Annotated in this window: 13 protein-coding genes; all 13 read right to left on the reverse strand. The window is 39.6% G+C overall.

Annotation, left to right across the window (positions count from 1 at the left end; genetic code table 11):
* Positions 1-101: 101 nt before the first annotated feature.
* Positions 102-1,292 (reverse strand): elongation factor Tu, encoded by a 1,191-nt coding sequence (gene tuf / locus QJV33_RS03880; RefSeq protein ID WP_281462085.1) that lies wholly within the window; start codon positions 1,290-1,292, stop codon positions 102-104.
* 66 nt (positions 1,293-1,358) lie between these two features.
* Positions 1,359-1,835: a 30S ribosomal protein S7 gene (rpsG, locus tag QJV33_RS03885; protein WP_271789347.1), complete on the reverse strand. Its 477-nt coding sequence runs from the start codon at positions 1,833-1,835 to the stop codon at positions 1,359-1,361.
* 14 nt (positions 1,836-1,849) lie between these two features.
* Positions 1,850-2,221: a 30S ribosomal protein S12 gene (gene rpsL / locus QJV33_RS03890; protein ID WP_003621118.1), complete on the reverse strand. Its 372-nt coding sequence runs from the start codon at positions 2,219-2,221 to the stop codon at positions 1,850-1,852.
* A 384-nt stretch (positions 2,222-2,605) separates the two neighbouring features.
* Entirely contained in the window at positions 2,606-6,853 is a 4,248-nt protein-coding gene (gene rpoC, locus QJV33_RS03895; protein WP_281462086.1) for a DNA-directed RNA polymerase subunit beta', read from the reverse strand.
* Between the two features lie 84 nt (positions 6,854-6,937).
* Positions 6,938-11,110, reverse strand: coding sequence for a DNA-directed RNA polymerase subunit beta (gene rpoB, locus QJV33_RS03900; protein ID WP_281462087.1), 4,173 nt, complete (start codon positions 11,108-11,110; stop codon positions 6,938-6,940).
* Positions 11,111-11,380: 270 nt separating this feature from the next.
* Positions 11,381-11,755: a 50S ribosomal protein L7/L12 gene (gene rplL, locus QJV33_RS03905; protein WP_281462088.1), complete on the reverse strand. Its 375-nt coding sequence runs from the start codon at positions 11,753-11,755 to the stop codon at positions 11,381-11,383.
* Between the two features lie 84 nt (positions 11,756-11,839).
* Entirely contained in the window at positions 11,840-12,358 is a 519-nt protein-coding gene (gene rplJ, locus QJV33_RS03910) for a 50S ribosomal protein L10 (RefSeq protein WP_281462089.1), read from the reverse strand.
* 277 nt (positions 12,359-12,635) lie between these two features.
* Entirely contained in the window at positions 12,636-13,331 is a 696-nt protein-coding gene (gene rplA, locus QJV33_RS03915) for a 50S ribosomal protein L1 (protein ID WP_281462090.1), read from the reverse strand.
* 3 nt (positions 13,332-13,334) lie between these two features.
* Positions 13,335-13,769 (reverse strand): 50S ribosomal protein L11, encoded by a 435-nt coding sequence (gene rplK / locus QJV33_RS03920; protein ID WP_271789353.1) that lies wholly within the window; start codon positions 13,767-13,769, stop codon positions 13,335-13,337.
* A 271-nt stretch (positions 13,770-14,040) separates the two neighbouring features.
* Complete coding sequence (locus tag QJV33_RS03925; protein WP_281462091.1) at positions 14,041-15,555, reverse strand: efflux transporter outer membrane subunit; 1,515 nt, start codon at positions 15,553-15,555, stop codon at positions 14,041-14,043.
* Positions 15,555-16,805, reverse strand: a complete 1,251-nt coding sequence (locus QJV33_RS03930; protein WP_281462092.1) for an efflux RND transporter periplasmic adaptor subunit — start codon at positions 16,803-16,805, stop codon at positions 15,555-15,557. Before QJV33_RS03930 ends, QJV33_RS03925 begins: the two co-directional genes overlap by 1 nt.
* Positions 16,805-19,954, reverse strand: a complete 3,150-nt coding sequence (locus QJV33_RS03935) for an efflux RND transporter permease subunit (protein WP_281462093.1) — start codon at positions 19,952-19,954, stop codon at positions 16,805-16,807. Before QJV33_RS03935 ends, QJV33_RS03930 begins: the two co-directional genes overlap by 1 nt.
* A gap of 351 nt (positions 19,955-20,305) precedes the next feature.
* Positions 20,306-23,629: a YhdP family protein gene (locus tag QJV33_RS03940; protein ID WP_281462094.1), complete on the reverse strand. Its 3,324-nt coding sequence runs from the start codon at positions 23,627-23,629 to the stop codon at positions 20,306-20,308.
* Between the last annotated feature and the right edge of the window lie 22 nt (positions 23,630-23,651).

Here is a 23,651-nt window from a genome sequence, read left to right on the forward strand (position 1 = left end):
ATTTGCCTAATCATAATAACGGATCTAAAAAGCCGACCCTATATAGCAACAAGATTCCCAGCCAGGAAACTGACTGAGAATCCAAACTTAAGAGCTAAAAATTACTCTGTGATTTCAGCAACCACACCAGCTCCAACAGTACGTCCACCTTCACGAATAGCGAAGCGTAGACCTTCATCCATAGCAATTGGTGCAATCAATTCAATATCCATTGCAGCATTATCGCCAGGCATTACCATTTCAATACCTTCTGGTAAATGCACAACACCTGTTACGTCAGTTGTACGGAAGTAGAATTGTGGACGATAATTTGTAAAGAATGGAGTATGACGCCCACCTTCTTCTTTCGTAAGAATATAAGCCTCAGCTTTGAACTTGCTATGAGGTTTAATTGCACCTGGCTTAGAAAGAACTTGACCACGTTCAACATCTTCACGTTTTGTTCCACGAAGAAGCGCACCAATATTATCCCCAGCTTCCCCACGATCAAGAAGTTTACGGAACATTTCAACGCCAGTAACAGTTGTTTTAGTTGTAGGACGAATACCTACAATCTCAACTTCTTCACCAACATTTACTTCACCACGTTCAACACGACCTGTAACAACCGTACCACGACCAGAAATTGAGAAAACATCTTCAATTGGCATCAAGAATGGACGATCAACTGGACGTTCTGGTTGAGGAATATATTCGTCAACAGCTGCCATCAGATCAAGAACGCGGTTTTTGCCTAATTCTACATCACCATCTTCAAGGGCTACTAGTGCAGATCCTTTAATAATGGGGATATCATCACCAGGGAAATCATATGAAGAAAGAAGTTCACGGATTTCCATTTCAACCAATTCAAGAAGTTCTGGATCGTCAACTTGGTCACATTTATTCATGAATACAACCAATGCAGGAACACCAACTTGGCGTGCCAACAAAATGTGTTCACGAGTTTGTGGCATTGGACCATCTGCTGCAGACACAACAAGAATAGCACCATCCATCTGTGCAGCACCGGTAATCATGTTTTTAACATAGTCAGCGTGACCTGGACAGTCAACGTGAGCATAGTGACGTTTTTCAGTTTGATATTCAACGTGAGCTGTTGAAATGGTAATACCACGAGCACGTTCTTCAGGTGCTTTATCAATCATATCATATGCAGTAAATTCTGCACCACCAACTTCTGCCAATACTTTTGTAATAGCAGCCGTTAATGAAGTTTTACCATGATCAACGTGACCAATGGTACCAATATTACAGTGCGGTTTATTCCGCTCAAATTTAGCCTTTGCCATTTTCTCTCTCCGTTACTTGGACAGCCCAAGATTTTCGGTTAAAAGCTTAACCTAAACTTAGTTTACTTACCAGCGATAATGACTGAACGCTTTATTTGCTTCAGCCATACGATGTGTATCTTCACGCTTTTTCACAGCAGATCCACGATTATTCACTGCATCCAACAGTTCGTTAGACAGTCTTTCTTCCATGGTGTTTTCACCACGTTTACGAGACGAATCAATCAACCAACGAATAGCCAACGCCTGACGTCGATCTGCACGAACTTCTACAGGCACCTGATAAGTTGCACCACCTACACGGCGAGAACGAACTTCAACAGCTGGCTTTACGTTATCTAAAGCTTCATGAAACAAACGTACTGGATCTGCTTCTGCACCACCACGGGCACGTAATGTTTCCAATGCTCCGTAAACGATTTTTTCAGCGACAGACTTCTTTCCATCATACATCAACGCATTCATGAAACGCGTGATGACTACATCACCAAATTTTGGATCGGGAAGTATCTCACGCTTTACTGCGCGGTGTCGGCGACTCATGCCTATTATTCCTCTTATTTTGGACGTTTAGCACCATACAAAGAACGACGTTGACGTCGCTTTGCAATACCTTGTGTATCCAGGACACCACGTAAAATATGATAACGTACACCTGGCAAATCTTTAACACGACCTCCGCGTATCAAGACCACACTATGTTCTTGCAAGTTATGACCTTCACCAGGAATATAACTCACCACCTCGTAACCATTTGTCAGACGTACCTTTGCAACTTTACGCAATGCTGAGTTCGGCTTCTTTGGTGTTGTTGTATAAACACGAGTACATACCCCTCGTTTTTGCGGACATCCCTGCAAAGCAGGAACCTTATTGCGCTTGGCAGCAGGTTCGCGGCCTTTAGCGATTAATTGGTTAATGGTCGGCATTCGCCTTTCCCGATCCTTACTATTTCTAGGTTAAGCAATTTTAAAACTATTGACTTAACGGTCATTTACAACACTCTTGTATCTAATTAAATCCTAGATACTTCTTACTGAATACATCTAATATAAAAAAATGCAAAGGATTTCTTTGAACTTTATTTTATAAAAATGCATTTAATTCAACGAACAATGATGCTTTATTTACCACCAAATCCTAAATCTTGCAAGGTAAAAATATCTACCTTTAAATACAAAACTTAAAGACTTTGCCAGAAACAAAGCATTTTATTTCCACCAAAAGACGAAAATAACCCGTATTTTAAATTGATCGGATAGGCAATCCCCTACCCGATCAACATGAAATTAATAGAATCGTTCTCTTATAGCCTATTTCACAGCTTCTGTCACGTCCTCTATTTCATTTTCTTGTGCAATATTCGTATCTAAAGAATCTTTAGACTGAATTTGTATCCGAGCATCAGCCAATCTTTGCTTATCACGAGAATAAGCTAATGCTCTAAAGCGATTCATCACACTACCAGTTCCCGCTGGAACCAAGCGACCAACGATCACATTTTCCTTTAATCCCATTAAAGTATCAACTTTACCAGCAGATGCTGCTTCGGTTAATACACGGGTTGTTTCTTGGAACGATGCCGCAGAGATAAAGGATTTTGTTTGTAACGCAGCTTTGGTGATCCCTTGAAGCACTGGAGATGCCACAGCTGGACGCTCATTTGCATTCATACACTTGATATTTTCTTGTTCAAACTCAAGACGATCAATGGTTTCACCAACTAAATAAGTCGTATCACCTGGATCAGTAATTTCAACTTTTTGCAACATTTGACGAACAATAACTTCAATATGCTTATCGTTTATTTTTACCCCTTGGAGGCGATAAACACTCTGAATCTCATCAATCAAATAGTCTGAAAGAGCTTCAACACCCAGAACTTTTAAAATATCATGAGGAACACGTGGACCATCGACTAACGGATCGCCACGGCGAACAAAGTCACCTTCTTGAACAGAAATATGTTTTCCTTTTGGAATTAAATATTCTGTTTCTTCACCAGTTTCTTCATTGCGAACAACAATACGGCGTTTGGCTTTATAGTCCTTACCAAATTCAACAATACCATCATTCTCTGCAATAATCGCATGATCTTTTGGACGACGTGCTTCAAATAACTCTGCAACACGAGGCAAGCCCCCTGTAATATCACGAGTTTTTGAGCCTTCACGTGGAATACGTGCTAGTACGTCACCAGCATTAACATCAACACCATTTTCAACAGATAACAAAGAATCTGGTGATAAGAAGTAACGTGCATCATTGCCATTAGCAAGTTTCATGACCTCTCCATTTGAATCTTTCAATTGGAGTCTTGGTCTCAAATCACGAGATTTACTGGTTTGTTTGTAATCCACCACCACTTTAGAAGATAAACCCGTAACTTCATCCATACGCTCAACCAAGGTAATACCGTCTATCAAATCTTGATACTCAATCGTTCCTGATTTTTCAGTAATAATTGGAAGGGTATATGGATCCCACTCTGCCATTTTCTGATTACGTGTAACCTTAGCTGCATTTTTAACAAGTAACCTTGCACCATAAGGAATACGGTAACGAGCACGCTCTACTTTGTTCTCATCCAACAATACGATTTCACAGTTTCTGGACATCACTATATCAAACCCTTGACTGTTTTGAACCACATTCAAGTTTAAGATTTTAATACTACCATCACGTGAAGCTTCCACCATTGATTGCTCTGCCCCTCTTTGAGCTGCACCACCAATATGGAATGTACGCATGGTTAGCTGAGTTCCAGGCTCGCCAATTGATTGAGCCGCAATAACACCAACAGCCTCACCGATATTCACAGGCGTACCACGAGAAAGATCACGTCCATAACAATATGCACAAACCCCAACTTGACTATCACAAGTCAAGACAGAGCGAATCATCACACTTTCAACACCAGCTTGTTCGATAACTTCAGCTTCGGATTCTTCTACTAATGTATTACGAGGATACAAGATTTTACCAGATGCTGGATCTAGAACATCTGCAGCCAAAGTACGTCCTAAAATACGTTCTGACAGAGATGAAATCACTTCACCACCATCCATAACCGCACGCACCGTCAAACCACGTTCTGTTTCACAATCTTGATCGATAATAATACAATCTTGTGCCACATCCACCAAACGACGTGTCAAATAGCCAGAGTTTGCAGTTTTTAAAGCTGTATCTGCAAGACCTTTACGTGCACCATGAGTAGACGTAAAGTAATCTAGAACAGACAAACCTTCCTTAAAGTTTGCAATAATAGGTTGTTCGATAATTTCACCAGAAGGCTTTGCCATCAAACCACGCATACCAGCAAGCTGTTTCATCTGAGCCGGTGACCCACGAGCCCCAGAATGGCTCATCATCCACACTGAGTTAATACGTTGACCAGGTTCTACACGTGAAATCTCTTTCATCATCGCTGCCTGAACTTCATCAGTACAACGTGACCAAGCATCAACAACTTTGTTGTAGCGTTCGCCGGCAGTAATCAACCCATCTTGATATTGTTGTTCAAACTCTTTCACTTCTTCTGTTGTTTTCGCAACCAATTCCTGTTTAGCATCAGGAATAATCATATCATCTTTACCGAAGGAAATCCCTGCTTTAGCAGCATAGGCAAAACCAAGCCCCATCATACGATCAGCAAAAATTACGCATTCTTTTTGACCACAATGACGATAAACCATGTCAATAATGTCAGAAATAGATTTCTTAGTTAATTGTTGGTTAATCAACTCAAAATTGATCGCAGGATGTTTCGGTAAAATCTGAGAAATCAACATACGACCAGCAGTGGTAATCACACGTTGTGTAACGGAATTACCTTCTGCATCTTTGGTTTCATATCTGGTGCGTATTTTATCATGCAATTTAATCGCTTTAGCAGATAAAGCATGCTCTATCTCACCGATATTTGCAAATACAGGAGCACCTTCTTTAACCAAACGCCCTTCTGCATCATATTCTGCTTGATCTGGCGTTAGTTTAAATTCAGGAACATCTAAACTCAAATAATACAGACCCAACACAATATCTTGTGAAGGCACAATAATCGGCTTACCACTTGCAGGGCTTAAAATATTGTTGGTGGACATCATTAAGACGCGTGCTTCTAATTGTGCTTCTAAGCTCAAAGGCACGTGCACAGCCATTTGGTCACCGTCAAAGTCAGCGTTAAATGCTGTACAAACCAATGGATGTAATTGAATAGCCTTACCTTCAACCAATACAGGTTCGAAAGCTTGAATACCCAAACGGTGCAATGTCGGCGCACGGTTCAACATCACTGGATGCTCACGAATAACTTCTTCGATAATATCCCAAACTTCTGGACGTTCTTTTTCAACCATACGCTTTGCAGCTTTAATGGTTGTTGCATGTCCATATTTTTCAAGTTTAGAATAAATAAATGGTTTAAATAGCTCTAAGGCCATTTTCTTTGGTAAACCACATTGATGTAGTTTTAATTCAGGTCCAACCACAATAACGGAACGACCAGAGTAATCAACACGTTTACCAAGCAAGTTCTGACGAAAACGACCTTGTTTCCCCTTAAGCATATCTGCCAAGGATTTCAATGGACGTTTATTTGCACCTGTAATTGCACGCCCTCTACGTCCGTTATCAAATAAGGCATCAACAGATTCTTGCAACATACGTTTTTCGTTACGCACAATAATATCTGGCGCACGAAGTTCCATCAAACGTTTTAAACGATTATTACGGTTGATTACACGACGATATAAATCGTTCAAATCAGAAGTCGCAAAACGACCACCATCCAGAGGTACCAATGGACGGAGTTCAGGTGGAATGACTGGAACAACATCCATAATCATCCATTCTGGACGACAACCACTTTCAGAGAAAGCTTCAACAAGCTTCAAACGTTTAACTAGCTTTTTACGTTTTACTTCTGAAGTTGTTTCTTTGAGTTCGGCACGCAAATCAACTTTATCAACATCACAATCGATATTAATCAAGATTTTCTTAACAGCTTCTGCACCGATGCTGATTTCAACACCTTCATGCCCATACTCATCCATGGCATCAAGATATTGTTCTTCTGAAAGCAAGCTATATTGCTTTAATGGAGAGGTTCCAGATTCTAAAACAACATAATTTTCAAAATAAAGCACCCGTTCCAAATCTTTTAAAGTCATATCAACCATCAGACCGATGCGACTTGGTAAAGATTTCAAAAACCAAATATGTGCAACAGGGCTTGCTAGTTCAATATGCCCCATACGTTCACGACGTACTTTAGCAAGAGTAACCTCAACACCGCATTTTTCACAGACAATACCACGGAATTTCATCCGTTTATATTTGCCGCACAAACATTCATAATCTTTAATCGGCCCGAAAATACGGGCACAGAATAGTCCGTCTCGTTCTGGTTTAAATGTACGATAGTTAATGGTCTCTGGTTTTTTTACTTCACCATAAGACCATGACCGTATTTGCTCAGACGAGGCTAATTGAATTTTAATTTGATCAAACGTCATTGCTTGGCCTGATTGACCAAGAATTTTCATAAGTTCATTCATTCGCCATAAACCCTTTGGGGGATTGAAGAGCCATCATAAACAGCCCTTCATATAAAAAAATACTTACAAACCAAATCAATTCGCTTATTCAGCGTTTTGTTCCAGTTCAACATTCAAACCGAGCGATTTCAGTTCTTTAATCAATACGTTAAAGCTTTCTGGAATACCTGCTTCAAAGTCATCTTGGTCTTTAACAATCGCTTCATATACTTTCGTTCTACCAGAAACGTCATCAGACTTAACTGTTAACATCTCTTGTAACGTATATGCGGCACCATATGCTTCCAATGCCCAAACTTCCATTTCCCCGAAACGCTGACCACCAAATTGGGCTTTACCACCCAATGGTTGTTGTGTGACCAACGAATATGGACCAATAGAACGAGCATGGATCTTATCATCAACCAAATGATGCAATTTCAGCATGTAAATATAACCAACAGTAACAGGGCGTTCAAAAACTTCACCCGTGCGACCATCAATCAACGTGCTTTGTCCAGATGGATTCAATCCTGCTTGGGTCAACATTCCTTCAATATCAGGAATACTTGCACCATCAAACACAGGGGTCATAATGGACACGCCCTTGCGAATATCATTACAGAATTCAACCAGCTCATTATCATCAAGATCAACAATTTTTTCTTGGTAAGTTTTTTCACCATAAATTGTTTTAAGACGATCTAAAAGTTCCTGCTTTTTCTCACCTTGACGAACATACTCATCAACCACTTGACTGACTTGCTTACCAATATTAGCACAAGCCCAACCTAAATGTGTTTCAAGAATCTGTCCAACGTTCATACGAGAAGGCACACCCAATGGATTCAATACAAGATCAACTGAGGTTCCATCTTCAAGAAATGGCATATCTTCGACTGGAACAACACGGGATACAACCCCCTTGTTACCATGACGACCCGCCATCTTATCCCCAGGTTGTAATTTACGTTTAACCGCGATAAAGACTTTAACCATCTTCATTACACCAGGAGGAAGCTCATCACCACGTTGTAATTTGTCAACCTTATTGTTGAAACGTGCTTGAACACCAGCAACTTCACGATCGAAATCACGTTTTACTGCTTCAATATTCGCCATTACCGCATCATCAGCAACGACAATATTACGCCAAGCTCCTTTAGGGTGTTCTGACAAAACATCAAGCGTCAACATTGTTCCTGATGGAATCCCTTTGAAACCAACGCCAGCAGTTTGATCCAACAAGTTTTCTCTTAAACGATTGTAGAAAGAGCGTTCTTGAATAGCAAGTTCATCATCACGATCTTTACTCAAACGTTCAATTTCTGCACGTTCAATCGCCATCGCACGTTCATCTTTATCGATACCACGACGAGAGAATACACGAACATCAACAATCGTACCACTGGTTCCAGGAGGCAGTTTTAACGAGGTATCACGAACATCAGAAGCTTTTTCACCGAAAATCGAACGAAGTAATTTTTCTTCTGGTGTCATTGGGCTTTCACCCTTAGGCGTAATTTTACCCACTAAAATATCACCAGGGTTAACTTCTGCACCAATATATACGATACCTGCTTCATCCAAGTTGCGAAGTGCTTCTTCTCCAACATTTGGAATATCACGTGTAATTTCTTCTTGACCTAATTTGGTATCACGAGCCATGACTTCAAATTCTTCAATATGAATTGAAGTAAAGACGTCATCACGAGCAATCCGTTCAGAAATCAAGATTGAATCTTCGAAGTTATACCCATTCCAAGGCATAAACGCGACCAATACGTTGCGACCAAGTGCCAATTCACCAAGCTCTGTTGATGGACCATCAGCAATGATATCACCAGCCTGAATTTGATCACCAACATATACAAGCGGACGCTGGTTAATACAGGTTGATTGATTTGATCGTGTATATTTACGTAAGCGATAAATATCAACGCCTTGCGTTGAACCATTTTCATCCGTTGCACGCACAACGATACGCGCACCATCAATTTGATCAACAACACCACCACGTTTAGCAACAATCGTCGCACCTGAATCACGCGCAACCGCTGCTTCCATGCCTGTTCCAACCAAAGGCGCATCAGATCTGATCAAAGGCACAGCCTGACGTTGCATGTTTGAACCCATCAATGCACGGTTCGCATCATCGTTTTCCAAAAATGGAATAAGCGCCGCAGCAACAGACACCAATTGTTTTGGAGAAACGTCACAAGCCGTTACATCTTCAGGTCTGACTAACTGGAAGTCCCCACTATTACGAACAGAAACCAACTCATCTGTTAAATTACCGTCGGCATCTTGCTTTGCATCGGCCTGAGCAACAACAAGCTTATCTTCTTCCATTGCAGATAGATATTTCCATCCATCCTGCAACTTACCATCTTGAACCAAGCGATAAGGGGTTTCAATAAACCCATATTTATTCACTTTTGCATAAGTAGATAAAGAGTTAATCAACCCAATATTCGGACCTTCAGGCGTTTCAATAGGACAAATACGACCATAATGCGTCGGATGAACGTCACGGACTTCAAACCCTGCACGTTCACGTGTCAAACCGCCTGGTCCCAAAGCCGATAAACGACGCTTATGAGTCACTTCAGATAATGGGTTCGTTTGATCCATAAATTGTGACAACTGAGAAGAACCAAAGAATTCTCTAACCGCAGCAACAGCTGGCTTTGCATTAATCAAATCATGAGGCATGACAGTATCAATATCCACTGACCCCATACGTTCACGAATAGCACGTTCCATTCTTAATAATCCAAGGCGATATTGATTTTCCATCAACTCACCCACAGAACGTACACGACGATTGCCTAAGTTATCAATATCATCAACACTGCCGTGACCATCTTTTAATTCGCACATGATTTTAATAGTACGAAGAATGTCCACCTTACGTAAAGTACGCATCGTATCATCGCCTGGAACACCCAAACGAATATTCATTTTTACACGACCAACCGCAGACAAGTCATAACGGTCATAATCAAAGAACAAACCACGCAATAAAGATTCTGCAGTTTCAGCTGTTGGTGGTTCGCCAGGACGCATGACACGATAGATATCAACCAACGCATCATCTCTGGAAGTGTTCTTATCAGTAATTAATGTATTTCTGATCCAAGGTCCTGTAACGTTATCAATAGCTAAAGTTGGAATTTCATCCAACCCTAATTCTTCAAAGCGATCCAATGTTGCTTCTGTCAGCTCTTCGCCGGCCTCAGCATATATCTCACCCGTATTTTCATTAACTAAATCATGAGCAAAATAGCGCCCCAATAATTCTTCTCTACGAACTAAGACACTTTTTGTCTTTTCAGCGATTTTTCTTACAGTACGAGCAGTTAATTTAACATTAACATCTGCAACCACTTCACCTGTATCAGCATCAACCAATGGAGCCAACAACTTCATATTACGGAAAGCATCGGGTTCAAACGAACGTGACCAACCACCATCATTTTTTTTAAATGTTACAGTATTATAAAAATAAGAAAGAATTTCATCATCATCCATTCCACGCACTGGAATAGAATCCACATCTCCACCCTCTGTTGCTTTAGCATCACGCAACGCAATAGAGTTTGCGCCTTCTAGCGCATATAATAATGTGGTAACAGGGAATTTTCTTTTACGATCAATACGAACGTAAATTAAATCTTTACTATCAAATTCAAAATCCAACCATGAACCACGATAAGGAATAATTCTGGCTGTAAATAAAAACTTACCAGAAGAATGCGTCTTACCACCATCATGGTCAAAAAATACACCTGGACTACGGTGCATTTGTGATACAATAACGCGTTCCGTACCATTTACAATAAAGGTACCATTTTCCGTCATTAAAGGCATGTCACCCATATATACGGGTTGCTCTTTAATATCGCGGATAGAACGTGAACCTGTATCTTCGTCAATGTCCCAAACAATCAAACGAAGAACGACTCTCAAAGGCGCCGCATAGGTCAATCCACGCTGAAGGCATTCCTCAACATCATATTTCGGTTCTTCAAATTCGTAATTTACAAATTCGAGACGACCGTTACCCGCAAAATCATTGATTGGAAAAATCGAACGAAATACTTCCTCCAACCCCATTAAGGAACGATTCTCTGGCTTTACATCGCGCTGTAAGAAAGCCTCATAACTCGCCCTTTGCACATCAATAAGATTTGGCATTGGTGCGATTTCTGGAATCCGTCCAAAATTTTTGCGAATGCGCTTGCGTCCCGTGAACGATTTGCTTACCGCGTTCATCGTGTATTGTGCCCCATCGCTTGTTGCCAGATATATTTGTTACTACTCATCATTTATAAAACAAATAATCGGCTAATGATAACTAAAATATAACTCTCAACCAAAGAGTTACGCCTACCCCTAAAACCTAGGGAAACATATTTTATTCACGTCGTCAAAAAATTCTCTTTAACGACCAAGTAGGCGGACACCCAAACCTTGGGTTCCGCCCTACCATAATCCTAAATCCAACGATATAAAGACAACCCTATAAGCGTTTGATCCATAGCATTATTTAAATTCGACAGTAGCACCTTGTTCTTCAAGGGTCTTCTTAATTTTTTCTGCTTCATCTTTATTCACACCCTCTTTAAGAGTTTGTGGCGCACCTTCAACAAGATCTTTAGCTTCTTTTAAACCAAGACCTGTGATCGCGCGGACCTCTTTAATGACGTTAATTTTTTTGTCACCAGATTTAGCAAGAATTACGTCAAATTCTGTTTTTTCTTCAGCAGCAGCACCCCCAGCAGCAGGAGCAGCAGCAGCTACTGCAACAGGAGCAGCAGCGGAAACGCCCCATTTTTCTTCTAACATTTTAGAAAGTTCTGCAGCTTCCAAAACAGTCAATGCAGATAATTCGTCAACAATTTTAGCTAAATCAGCCATGATATCTATCCTATTTATATACTAATATAAGTGTTTAATACAAATTTACTAACAATTTAGCAAATTAATAAAAGCTTAATCTTATTAAGCCGCTTCACCTTTGTCCGCATAAGCGCCAAAAACCCGTGCCAACTGTCCAGCAGGAGCTTGAACAACACCAGCAATACGTGTAGCAGGTGTGGAAATAAGTCCAACCAATTGTGCACGCAATACATCCAAGGATGGCAATTCAGCCAGAGCTTTAACTTGATTTACATCAAGCATCTGCCCATCTAAATTACCACCAAGGATTTCAAGTTTATCATTGGTTTTGGCGAACTCGACGGCTACCTTTGCAACTGCAACTGGATCTTGTGCCCATGCAAGAGCAGTCGGACCAGTTAACAATGGGGTAATACCTTCGAATGGGGTACCTTTAGCAGCAAGGGTGACCAAGCGGTTTTTTCCAACTTTATAAGTTGCACCAGCAGCGCGCATACGACGACGCAAATCTGTAACAGCAGCCACATCCAACCCTTTGTTACGTGTAACAACAAGCATTGATGTATTTGCGAAAACAGATACCATGGAAGCAACAAAAGCTTGTTTTTCCGTGCGGTCCAAATCCCGTCTCCATTTTGATCAGTCAATCATTGACTGTTCAGGTTACCATTTAGATTATATCTATACAAATATAATCCGGTTCGCCTGTCCTAAACGGTTACACTAGCACATAAACAGATTTTAAAAATCCATACATACCAGCCCCGCCTCCCGTTCGCAGTTACAATAACTTTTAAAATAAAATTACGCACGGTCTTGGACAGGTGTAGGGTAAGATATCCTACCCTATATATGCATTGACTTGCAAAATACAAGTCAATGATAACTCTACTTTATATTAACCAGCGTTAACGCTAGCAATATCAATTTCAATCCCAGGCCCCATAGTTGAAGAAAGATAAATTTTCTTCATATAAGTACCTTTTACACCTGTTGGACGTGCTTTTTGCACTGCATCAACAAATGCACGGATATTTTCTACAAGATTGGTTGCTGTAAAAGATGCTTTACCAATACCAGCATGCACAACACCACCTTTTTCAGCGCGGTATTCTACTTGTCCAGATTTAGCAGCACCTACTGCCCCCTTAACATCCATTGTCACAGTTCCCAGTTTAGGGTTTGGCATCAATCCACGTGGACCAAGCACTTTACCTAAACGACCAACCAATGCCATCATGTCAGGGGTTGCAATACAACGATCAAAATCGATTTGACCAGCTTGGATTTTTTCAGCGAGATCTTCATCGCCAACCACATCAGCACCTGCTGCTTTTGCTTCTTCAGCTTTTTCGCCACGAGCAAACACACCAACGCGCAATGTTTTACCTGTCCCATGAGGAAGAGACATTAATCCACGAACCATTTGATCTGCATAACGAGGATCTACGCCCAGGTTAATCGCAATTTCAATAGTCTCATCAAATTTAGCTTTAGCATTACCAAGAACAAGAGCAATCGCTTCTTGTAAAGAATAAACTTTATGACGTTCTAAAGTAGCATGAGCCGCAGCAAGACGTTTATTTTTAGCCATGTCTTAAGACTCCTCTACTTTCAAGCCCATTGAGCGTGCTGAACCAACCAACATACGAACGGCACCATCAACATCATTCGCATTCATGTCTTTCATTTTTTCAGCAGCGATTTCACGCAATTGGCTCATTTTCACTGTACCAACAGTCGCACCTTTACCAATAACTTGAGCACCTTTTGATACTTTAGCAGCTTTTAACAAGAAATAAGTATTAGGTGGTGTTTTTGTAATAAAGCTGAATGTACGGTCTGCGTATGCAGTAATCACAACAGGAATTGGCATTCCTGGTTCAAGATTTTGAGTCGCAGCATTGAACTCTTTACAGAATTGCATAATATTCAAACCACGTTGACCCAATGCTGGACCAACTGGTGGGGATGGATTTGCCTTCCCCGCAGGAATTTGTAATTTAATGTAGCCAACAATCTTTTTGGCCATATCCGGGTCTCCTTAATAAATTCTACCCAGACCGCGGTTCACACGAAAACCGCAAGGCAAATATAATCACCTTACAATTCATCTCCCGCGTTCCGATGAGAACTTACCTCTTAACTATTTATCCAAAGATTTGTCAAGTTTTTATTTTTAAACAGTGTTTTTTTGCTTTGAGGATTCTTGAAACTAAGTTTTAAGTATCTGACTACTATAAATTCTATAATATATGACTATCACCAGTTTATCTTAAAAGTTACTCGGCATTTTTTTCAATTTAATTATCTTTTAACCCCAAACCTAAATTATTATATTGGAACACCCCTACTGATTCTAATTTCTTCTGTGGAAGTTCATTTACATCCCATCCGCCTCCCAACGCTGTAATTAAATTAACTGAGGCTTGCATCAATCTTGTTTTACTTTCTACCTCAGCAATCTGGGCTGTTAAAGCTGCTGTTTGTGCGGTTACAACATCCAGATAATTTGTTAACCCACCCGTATATAAAGACATAGCCATTCCTTGGGTTCTTAACGCTGCCTCAGAGGCAGCTTTATTCTCTTTGAATTTTTGAGACATTTTTTGAGTTAATGTTAAATTATCCGCAACTTCTTTAAACCCATTTAATACAACAGAGCGATAATTATCTCTGGTTTGTCGGTATTGAGACCAATTCCTTTGTAATGTTGCCCTGCGTAATCCGCCTTGAAACAAAGGTAAAGCAGCTTTTACAGCCGCAGACCACATACTATTGGGCAAAGTTGCCAAACCAAAACCACTATCTTCAAAACCACTTAATGCATTAATGGTAATATCTGGATAAAAAGCAGCTTTTGAAACACCAATCGCACGATTAGCTGCCGCCATTTGTCGTTCAGCGCTGGCAATATCAGGGCGACGTTGCAACAAAGCTGATGGCACACCCAAAGGCACATTTGGAACATACATTGATTTATTTGAATTTACAGGAGCAATATGAAAGCTCATGGGGACTTGATTGACCAATACAGCAATAGCATGTTCGGTAATATCACGTTGAGCCTGAATTTCTGTTTGTTGTGCCTTGGTCGTTTCAAGCTGATTTTCAGCCCGTGAAACATCAATACCCGCAGCAATTGCGCCCATTTCACGCATACGAGTCACATCAACAGCTGCTTCGAAATATTTAATCGAATCTTTTAATACTTCATTCTGCGCATCATATCCACGTAAAACCATATAATTTAGGGCTAATTCAGCTTCCAAACTTAACCTAGCCCCTTCATAGTCCGCAGCACTGACTTGCGCTAGACTACGTTGCATCTTAATCTGGTTTCGTATTCGTCCCCATAAGTCCACCTCCCACATTGCAGAAGCTTGATACTGGGCGTTATTTTCTGTGATTGGACCATTGCTGGATGAGCTCCGAAATAAACGATTATGAGACTGTTTATACCGACCACCACCTGCTGAAAGTGTCAAATTAGGATATAATTGTGATTTGACCTCGCTTAACAAAGCTCGACTTTGCATAAAAGTTTCTGCTGCGGCCTTTAAATCAGGATTATTTTTATTCAGCTGGTCTTCTAATTGATTTAAAATAGGATCATTAAATACCGTCCACCAAGCCCCTTTTGGAATTTCATCGGCAGGCTGTGCAACATGAAAGGGGGTCGTGCCTTGCCATGTATCTGGCAAAGCATAATGCGGTTGTTTATATTCAGGGGCTAAATCGCAAGCACTTAATATGAATAAACCTGAAAGTAAACATATCCCTATTCGTGCATGTGGTAATTTAATATGTTTCAGCATTATTGTTGCACCTCAACAGGTTGTGCAGCGTTTTTCTTTAAAGACTCATTCTCATGTTTAAGAGTTATTTGCTCTGTATTTTGAAAATCATCATTATATCCAGGGGTGCTATCTACCAGCTTAACCAACTGTCCATCCATTAAACCCGCCGAAGGGTTATTCACGATACGATCTGTTTTAGCAACTCCTGATAAGATTTGCACAGATTTCCCTAAATTATTACCCAAAGTAACATTATGCATTCTAACCCGATTATCCGCTCCAACCACAGCCACTTGCATTCCTTGAGCCCTAAAAATTAACGCTTGCTCTGGTAATATCAAGATATTTGGATCCGAAGGCGCAATAAAATGAACATTTACAAAAGTGCCTGGCCATAATAAATGAGACGCATTATCCACCGTTAACTCTGTTGTCACGGTTCGAGTTGTTGTATTAAATGCACGTGCAGATGTTAAATAATCTGCTTTGAATACTTTACCTGGATATTGAATGGCTGTTAATTCTGCTTTGATCCCAGGTTTTAAAATCGAGGCATAATCTTGGGGGACATCAACAAACACCCGTAATCGATGAATATCTGCTACAGTAAATAATTCAGTGGCTTTACCAGAATGACTTAAATCACCATTATCATTCACGAAATCACCAACATCCGTTAAACGAGAGGTTACTACACCATTAAACGGAGCTCGAATACTTTTAAACGCTTGTAAAGCAGCATAACGATCCACATCATGCTTTGCCGCATCAACTAACGCATCTTGTACCTTGGCATTGGCAGCCTGTACATCGACCTCTTGTTGCGAAACCGCTTTTGTTCCCGAAAGTGCTTTCCACCGTTGTGCTGTGACTTTGGCTAGTTGATATTTTGTTTGAGCCACTTTCAAATTTGCTCTGGCTGCTTCATATTCCGCATCTAAACTAGGGGTGTCAATCGTTGCCAATAAATCTCCCGCTTTAACATCAGCACCAAAATCTTTGTACCATTGTTTTACATACCCAGATACTTGAGCATAAATCGGCGCTTGATACCAAGCAGTCACATTCCCTGGCAACGTCAAATTACGTAATGTTGGTCCTGTTTGTGGATTAATATATTGCACTCTTGGAATAGATGAATCCTTAGCCTCTTTTACCAACACATGGACATAATGCTGACGCTGAACAATTTCTATTCCAGTATAAATCACTGCACCAACAGCAATGAATGCAAAAACTGCTTTTGTTTTTTTTGAAAACCCAGACATCAAACAGCTTCCTTTTTCTGACGATGATACACAAGTGCAAAAACACAAGGAACAAATAATAAAGTTGCTAAGGTTGCAACGCTTAATCCACCCATTACGGCTCTTCCTAGAGGAGCATTTTGAGTATTACTTAATGACATTGGCAACATCCCAATAATCATTGCCGATGCTGTCATTAAAACGGGTCGAATACGCCCATAACCCGCCTCCAATGCTGCCAAAACAGCATTTTCATGCTCAGCCAAACGCTCTCTTGCAAATGAAACCACTAAGATCGAATTCGCAGTCGCGGTTCCCATACACATAATAGCCCCTGTTAATGCTGGAACGGATATAGAGCTATGCGTTATAAATAAACTCCACGCAATTCCTGCCAATGCCCCAGGCAACGCCGTAATAATCACAAAGGGGTCTAACCAAGATTGAAAATTAACCACGATAATCAAATAGACTAGCAAAATCGACATTGCCAACCCACCAATTAACTGTGAATAAGCATCATACATCGTTGTTGCCTGACCGCGAATAGCAATTATAGAGCCTCTGGGTAATTGCGAATTAAGATCCTGAACTACTTTATTAACATCCGCTGATACAGCACCTAAATCACGACCATCGTTGCTGGCATAAATCTCAAAAACAGGCATGATATTATAATGGGAAACCTCTCCACCTGTTCCTGTTTGTGAAATATGACTTAAAGAGCCCAACATTTGTGTTTTGGTTTTTCCAGAAGCACCATCAGGTCCATTCACAGGAATTGTCTCTAGATCATTCATGCTTTGTAACTCAGATTGAGGCGTCTGAATATTCACCAAATGTGAAACCCCTGTTTTAGGATCAAGCCAATAAGTTGGCGCAGTTTGACCACTACCTGACAATGTTGCCAGAGCATTATTAGCAATATCAGCTTCTGTTAATCCTGTGCTTAATGCAAATGTTCTGCGTGTATTAATCATCAATGTTGGCATTGTAACCGTTTGTTGAACCCTTACGTCAGCAATTCCAGGAATATTTTTTAATTTTGAGGCAACAAATTTAGCATATTCATAATTTGCTGATAAATTACGCCCCACAATTTGCACATTAATTGGCGCTGGTAATCCGAAATTTAAAATCTTGGCTGTCATATCCCCTGGCATAAATGCAAAATCTATTCCTGGAAATTTATCCCTTAACCCTTGACGTAATAGTTTGCGATATTCTGCAATTGGAGATTCAGAGTTATTCAAAGAAATTGTTAAATCACAATCTTGCGACCCAATAGTAGGCGTTGGAATAAAAGCCTGATTTAAGCTACTAAATGGTAATCCACAATTATTGACAATTCCTTTGACTTGACCAGGCAGTAATTTCTCAATTTCTTCATTGACTAAATACGAGATTTTACCTGTTTCTTCAATTCGTGTTCCCAAAGGTGCACGCATGTGCAAATCCAGTTCCCCTGATTTAATTTCTGGAAAAAAATCTTGCCCACAAAAATACAGCAATCCCATCGAAGCAAGAGAAAAGAGCATAAAACCAGCAATAAATCTTTTTCGGATCGATAGTAAATGTTTTAATAACGCCTTATAATTTACCCTAAAACGTTCAAATCCAGCGTCAAAACTATTTAAGAATTTCTGAAATTTTGAAATCTTACGATTAGGACTTTCATGTTCTCTGATCTGACCCGGCAAAAGATAATAAGCCATTGTTGGAACCAAAGTTCTGGACAAAATAAAAGAAGCGATCATTGCAAAAATAATGGCTTCTGCCATGGGCATAAATAACCACCCACCTACTCCAGTTAATTCAAATAGTGGAAACCAAACAATACAAATACAAAGCGTTGAAACAAAAGTTGGAATGACAATCTGATTAGCCGCATCCACAATCGCATCATAGAGATTTTTTCCCATCTCTAAATGCGTATCGATATTTTCAATCATCACGGTGGCATCATCAACCAAAATCCCAACAGCCAACGCCAACCCTCCTAGGGTCATGACATTAATTGTCTGCCCTGCTAAACCTAGTCCAATCAAAGCTGTTAAAATAGCCAAAGGAATAGAAGTTGCAATAATTAACGTCGATCGCCACGATCCTAAAAATAAAATAACAACAATACTGGTTAGTAACGCAGCAATAACCATTTCATGCACAACATCTTCGACAGACTCTTTTACAAAAGTCGAAGCATCTGAAATGATATCTATCTTTACCCCTGGTGGCAGAGTTTTTTGCACTTTTGGTAAGAGTTTCTTAATCCCAGACACGACATTCAATGTCGAAACATCGCCCGATTTCATCACCACCATCAGGATCGCTTTATGCCCTTTAACCAACACCAAATTTGTTTGAGGTGAACCTCCTCTGTGTACCCACGCAACATCTTTTAAGTAAACCGTTGCATTCCCCACTTGTTTAATAGGAATATTGTTAAATTCTTCTATCGCTCGTGGGGTTGCATTGGTTTGCACCATGAAATCAACAGCACCAATTTTTTGATCCCCAGCAGGCAACACAATATTTTGCTGATTTAATGCATTACCAACATCTGTTGCCGTTAATCCATAAGCTAATAAACGTTTTTGATTTAAAGAAACTTGCACATTATTCGCCGTTCCCCCATAAGGCGAAGGCAACGCAGCCCCAGCCACAGAAACCAGTGACGGTCGAATAAGATTTGAGGCCATATCATAAAGCTGAGATCCTGTTATGATGCTGGAAGATATTTTTAACATCAATACAGGAACAGAAGACGCATTATATTTCAAAATCAAAGGGGGCGTAATTCCCTTTGGCATTTGCTTTAAAACGGTTTGTGAAACAGAGGTAATCTGAGTTTGTGCCTCGGCAATATTTGTTCCTGGCTGAAAAAATATTTTTACAATTCCACGACCATAAAAAGAATTACTTTCAATATGCTCAATATTATCAACGGTTGCAGTCAGCGCTCTTTCATAATAATAAGCGACCCGCCCTGACATATCCTCGGGCATTAATCCGTTATAATTCCAAACCACAGCAACAACAGGGATTTTAATATCAGGAAAAATATCCGTTGGTGTTTTGAAAATTGATAAGACCCCAAATACAACAATTAAAATTGCCAAGACAACAAAGGTATACGGGCGCTTTAACGCCGTAATAACTATCGCATTCACGTAACTAAATGCTCCATTTCTTTAATTTTGATAATAAATAATTTTCACAGCAGCTTAAATAACATCGTGCTTAATTATTTAACATGATTACAAATTATGAATCTTCGATATAACCAGTACCAGTATTATGCGAACAAACAATCATGCTATGATTAAATGAATTTTTGTCATATAAAAGGAAATAGCTTATAATAACTTACAAATTTCTTTTAAATCAAAAAATCATAATTAAGGTCAATAAGTCGAGATTGAGGCAGTATTAAGGCAATTTCGTTCAATTAAAACTTCAACATAACAGGCAAAATCAATCTCTATTTTCCTTATATACGAAACATATTTACGAAAAATTAATTAATAAAACAACTCTCTTAAGGCCCCAGGTGTCAAAATCCGAGATGGGTATATATCAAATATAGGCTTTTTAAAACTACCTTCTATATCAAAAGGAATGGCAACGAACCCACCACCTTTTTCAGGGCTAAATAGCTTACCAACAGCTGGTAAAAAACCAAACAATTTATTGATCGCATAAAGAGGCACGATCGTTCCTCTTACATCTAAATTTGCCTGATTAAGATTGACATTCCCCTGTAAAGTAGCCCCAAGCTCCTCATTATGAACCAACCCATCGGTAATGCTTAAAATACCATCACTCAATGATAAATTAGTTTGAATGGTATCCAAAATAATTTCTTTGTTCTTGCGCTTTTTAAACAAACCATAAATAGACGCATCACTTAGTCGACGCATAGCCAGCGGAGCATTTTCCAACGTAACGTTTTTAATGTTAATTTGACCATTGAAAGGTGCCGAAGGTTTGGCATCATCAAAACGTCCTTTGAACACAACACTTCCGCCTTTTAGCTGCGTTGAAACTCCCACTGTTTCCAAAATAGAACCAAAATCTTGGGCTTCTAAGTGAAAATACCGATAGTGATTTTTAGGAAATAGTGAAGCTGTCATTACGAATGGTTTACGCATTCCAAAAGATAACCGCATTAACCGAACCCCATTATATTCCATATAGGTTGTCACGTTCCCAAGAAATTGATCTTGGCGATAATAAATTTTTTGTGCTTGTATATTCACAATCCATTTACGCCCTCTTGGTCCGGAATATCGACCAGTCGCAGCAATCGGAAGTTGATATTGATCTTTTGTTTTTTTGGCTTTAGTTTTTTTCTTATCTTTGCCTATATATTTATTCACAAAAGGGACTGCATCCAAAGCATCTGCTTTTACAGACAAGCGAATATCACCTTTTTGTGGATTATTTATCGCTTCTTTGGTCATGGGAATATTCAAACTTGCCTGCCCCACAGAGCGACCAATCTGAAAAGAAGTAATATTGAGTTGTTGAGGAGTATGATTAACAACAGAAACATTTGCATCCAAAGAAAGATCTTTTCCTTGCGCATATAGATTGCGAATACCAATTAATTTACCTTGATCGAGCACAACATCTCCAGCAAATGTTGCTGGTTGCCCTATATTTTTTGTCCATATCGGCAATTGAATGCCTGCATTTGACAAATCAAATCGTAAATTTACCGTTGCTTGCCCATTATGTAATTTTTCATATCCTACAAATAAAGGAATATCACCAACAAAATCACCCGATGTATCGACTTGCATTTTTTTTAAGCTATCAGGGGTAATATCCAACCTTACTTGAGCTGTTTCTATGATACTTTGCTCATTTTTATGCGAGAATTTTTGCATATATTTTAACGTTACAGGAAAAACTGAAAAGATACCTTTGCCTGTTAACTCTAAATGATTGGTGTCTACATTGATCGTCAAAGATCCATCTTTAAAATCCTTATCCAAAGCCACATTATCTAAATAGGCATTTTGAATTTCATTATGACCTTGAATATCAATTTGTTCAATTTTCACTTTCTTTTTCAAAGGCAGTTTGACCTTTAAGGTCGTTTTCACATCTCCACTAGGATGCTTAAACGGCAAAGGGTGACGAGATAATAAGCGTAATCTAGGTTCAGACAACAACGCTATGATATCTTTTAATTTTCCTTGGATATCCGTAGAAATAATTCCTGTCTCTTCGTGATTATCTAATCCTGTGATCCACATATCGCCTTTAGGAACCGATAAAGTGCGATAATTATCTGTGGGTTTATTATTCGGATAAACAACCTGATATCCCCCCCAAAGCTTGATATATATACGACTGGGATCAACAAAGCGTAAGCTTGCTTTCATATCTTTTAAAGGTGGAACGGGACGCAACCAATAAATTTCAGCATGATCTGCCTCTTTGATACCACCACCAAGATGCACTAAATCTAGATGTTCCCATCCTTTTTGACTGGCTAACCCAACTTCAATATTAAATCCATGCACCTGACCTGACGTGATATTTTCTGTTACCCACGCATGAGCACCCTTGGCGACCGTCGCAGGCCAATAGTTTTTAATTGTTGCAAAATCCAAAGTTGAACTATTGGCAACAAAATTCAATTTAACTTCTTTTGTTTTTAATAAGCTAGATAGAAACAAAGACCCTGTAAATTGAAATAATGGTCCACTTTGATTTTGATCCAATGCTGTTGGAGAACGCAATTGTAAGACCATTTTATCCATCGTAACATGAATGGGCTTTTGCAAATCCGTTGAAAAGTCAGCATGAAGATGCGCATCAAGCGATGAAGGATATAAATCTTGTCCTTTAACCGCAACCCTCCCTTGACCTGTTTTAATGGTTAAAGCGGTTTCATAAGGTTCTATGACAGCTTGCTTTGGCTCTGATTTCAAACCAATATCTGCTGTAAGGGAAACGGGGAGATCAATTGGTGCGAGTGCTTTTAATGATGGGTTGACCCTCGCAAAATCAGCAGGATTAAACCCATCCATTTGTATATGCCATTTTAATAACCCCGTCTTATCCAGCATTTGACGTGCTATTTCTATATTTTCATCAGCTCCACTTTGCGCACTCAACTGAATCAAATGACCATCCACATCAAGTTGAGCCATTACATGCCCAACAATACCCAGTGTATTTTGGATATAAAATGGTGCGATATTCATATCAATGTGTTTTAATTGAATAACTTTATTATTTGTTTCGTCAGTCAATTTAGCATGGCTATTACGAATAGTAATTTCATGCAAATATCTTAAATTAAAATGAAATTTGGACTTAGAAGAACTCTTTTTTTGGTCGATTAAATCCAACTGTATCCTTTGATCAGATGTTCTTTTGAACCGTAATTCTGCACCATCCACACGCAGGGATAAAGGCTCTATCTCATAACGAAACAAAGGAGCAATTGCCAAACCCAGCTTGGCATATTGGATACTGCCCTGCACTTGTTCTTGATGATCTAAAATCTCGGCTTTTTTGATTTCTATTTGCAAAGGTGCCGAGAAACCCTGTTTCCATACAGGCCATGCGATGACAAGTTTTTCGAAATTTAATGTTCCTGCTGGATAATGTTTGTCTTTTCCTTTGATGATAGGCAGTGGCAACCATGATTTCACAAAAGGCGTAATATTCACAGGCTCAAATGCAAGATACATACCCCCAGCAACCACAACAGCGCTTATAAAAACAATCATTCCCAGAATAAAGAATAGAAAGTTTTTTAACCATCGTATAAGATGTTTTTGTTTCGTTGTCGTTTGTGGTTCTTGGTCTGTATTTGATTGCATACTTTATATAACTACTCATCAA

It is taken from the genome of Commensalibacter nepenthis (assembly GCF_029953305.1).
GTDB classification, from domain to species: domain Bacteria; phylum Pseudomonadota; class Alphaproteobacteria; order Acetobacterales; family Acetobacteraceae; genus Commensalibacter; species Commensalibacter nepenthis.

Coding starts and splice junctions, on each gene's coding strand:
- rpoB (WP_281462087.1), bottom strand. CDS start 11,110: ATGAACGCGGTAAGCAAATCGTTCACGGGACGCAAGCGCATTCGCAAA.
- rplA (WP_281462090.1), bottom strand. CDS start 13,331: ATGGCTAAAAATAAACGTCTTGCTGCGGCTCATGCTACTTTAGAACGT.
- QJV33_RS03930 (WP_281462092.1), bottom strand. CDS start 16,805: ATGTCTGGGTTTTCAAAAAAAACAAAAGCAGTTTTTGCATTCATTGCT.
- QJV33_RS03925 (WP_281462091.1), bottom strand. CDS start 15,555: ATGCTGAAACATATTAAATTACCACATGCACGAATAGGGATATGTTTA.
- QJV33_RS03940 (WP_281462094.1), bottom strand. CDS start 23,629: ATGCAATCAAATACAGACCAAGAACCACAAACGACAACGAAACAAAAA.
- rpsL (WP_003621118.1), bottom strand. CDS start 2,221: ATGCCGACCATTAACCAATTAATCGCTAAAGGCCGCGAACCTGCTGCC.
- rpsG (WP_271789347.1), bottom strand. CDS start 1,835: ATGAGTCGCCGACACCGCGCAGTAAAGCGTGAGATACTTCCCGATCCA.
- rplL (WP_281462088.1), bottom strand. CDS start 11,755: ATGGCTGATTTAGCTAAAATTGTTGACGAATTATCTGCATTGACTGTT.
- tuf (WP_281462085.1), bottom strand. CDS start 1,292: ATGGCAAAGGCTAAATTTGAGCGGAATAAACCGCACTGTAATATTGGT.
- rplK (WP_271789353.1), bottom strand. CDS start 13,769: ATGGCCAAAAAGATTGTTGGCTACATTAAATTACAAATTCCTGCGGGG.
- rpoC (WP_281462086.1), bottom strand. CDS start 6,853: ATGAATGAACTTATGAAAATTCTTGGTCAATCAGGCCAAGCAATGACG.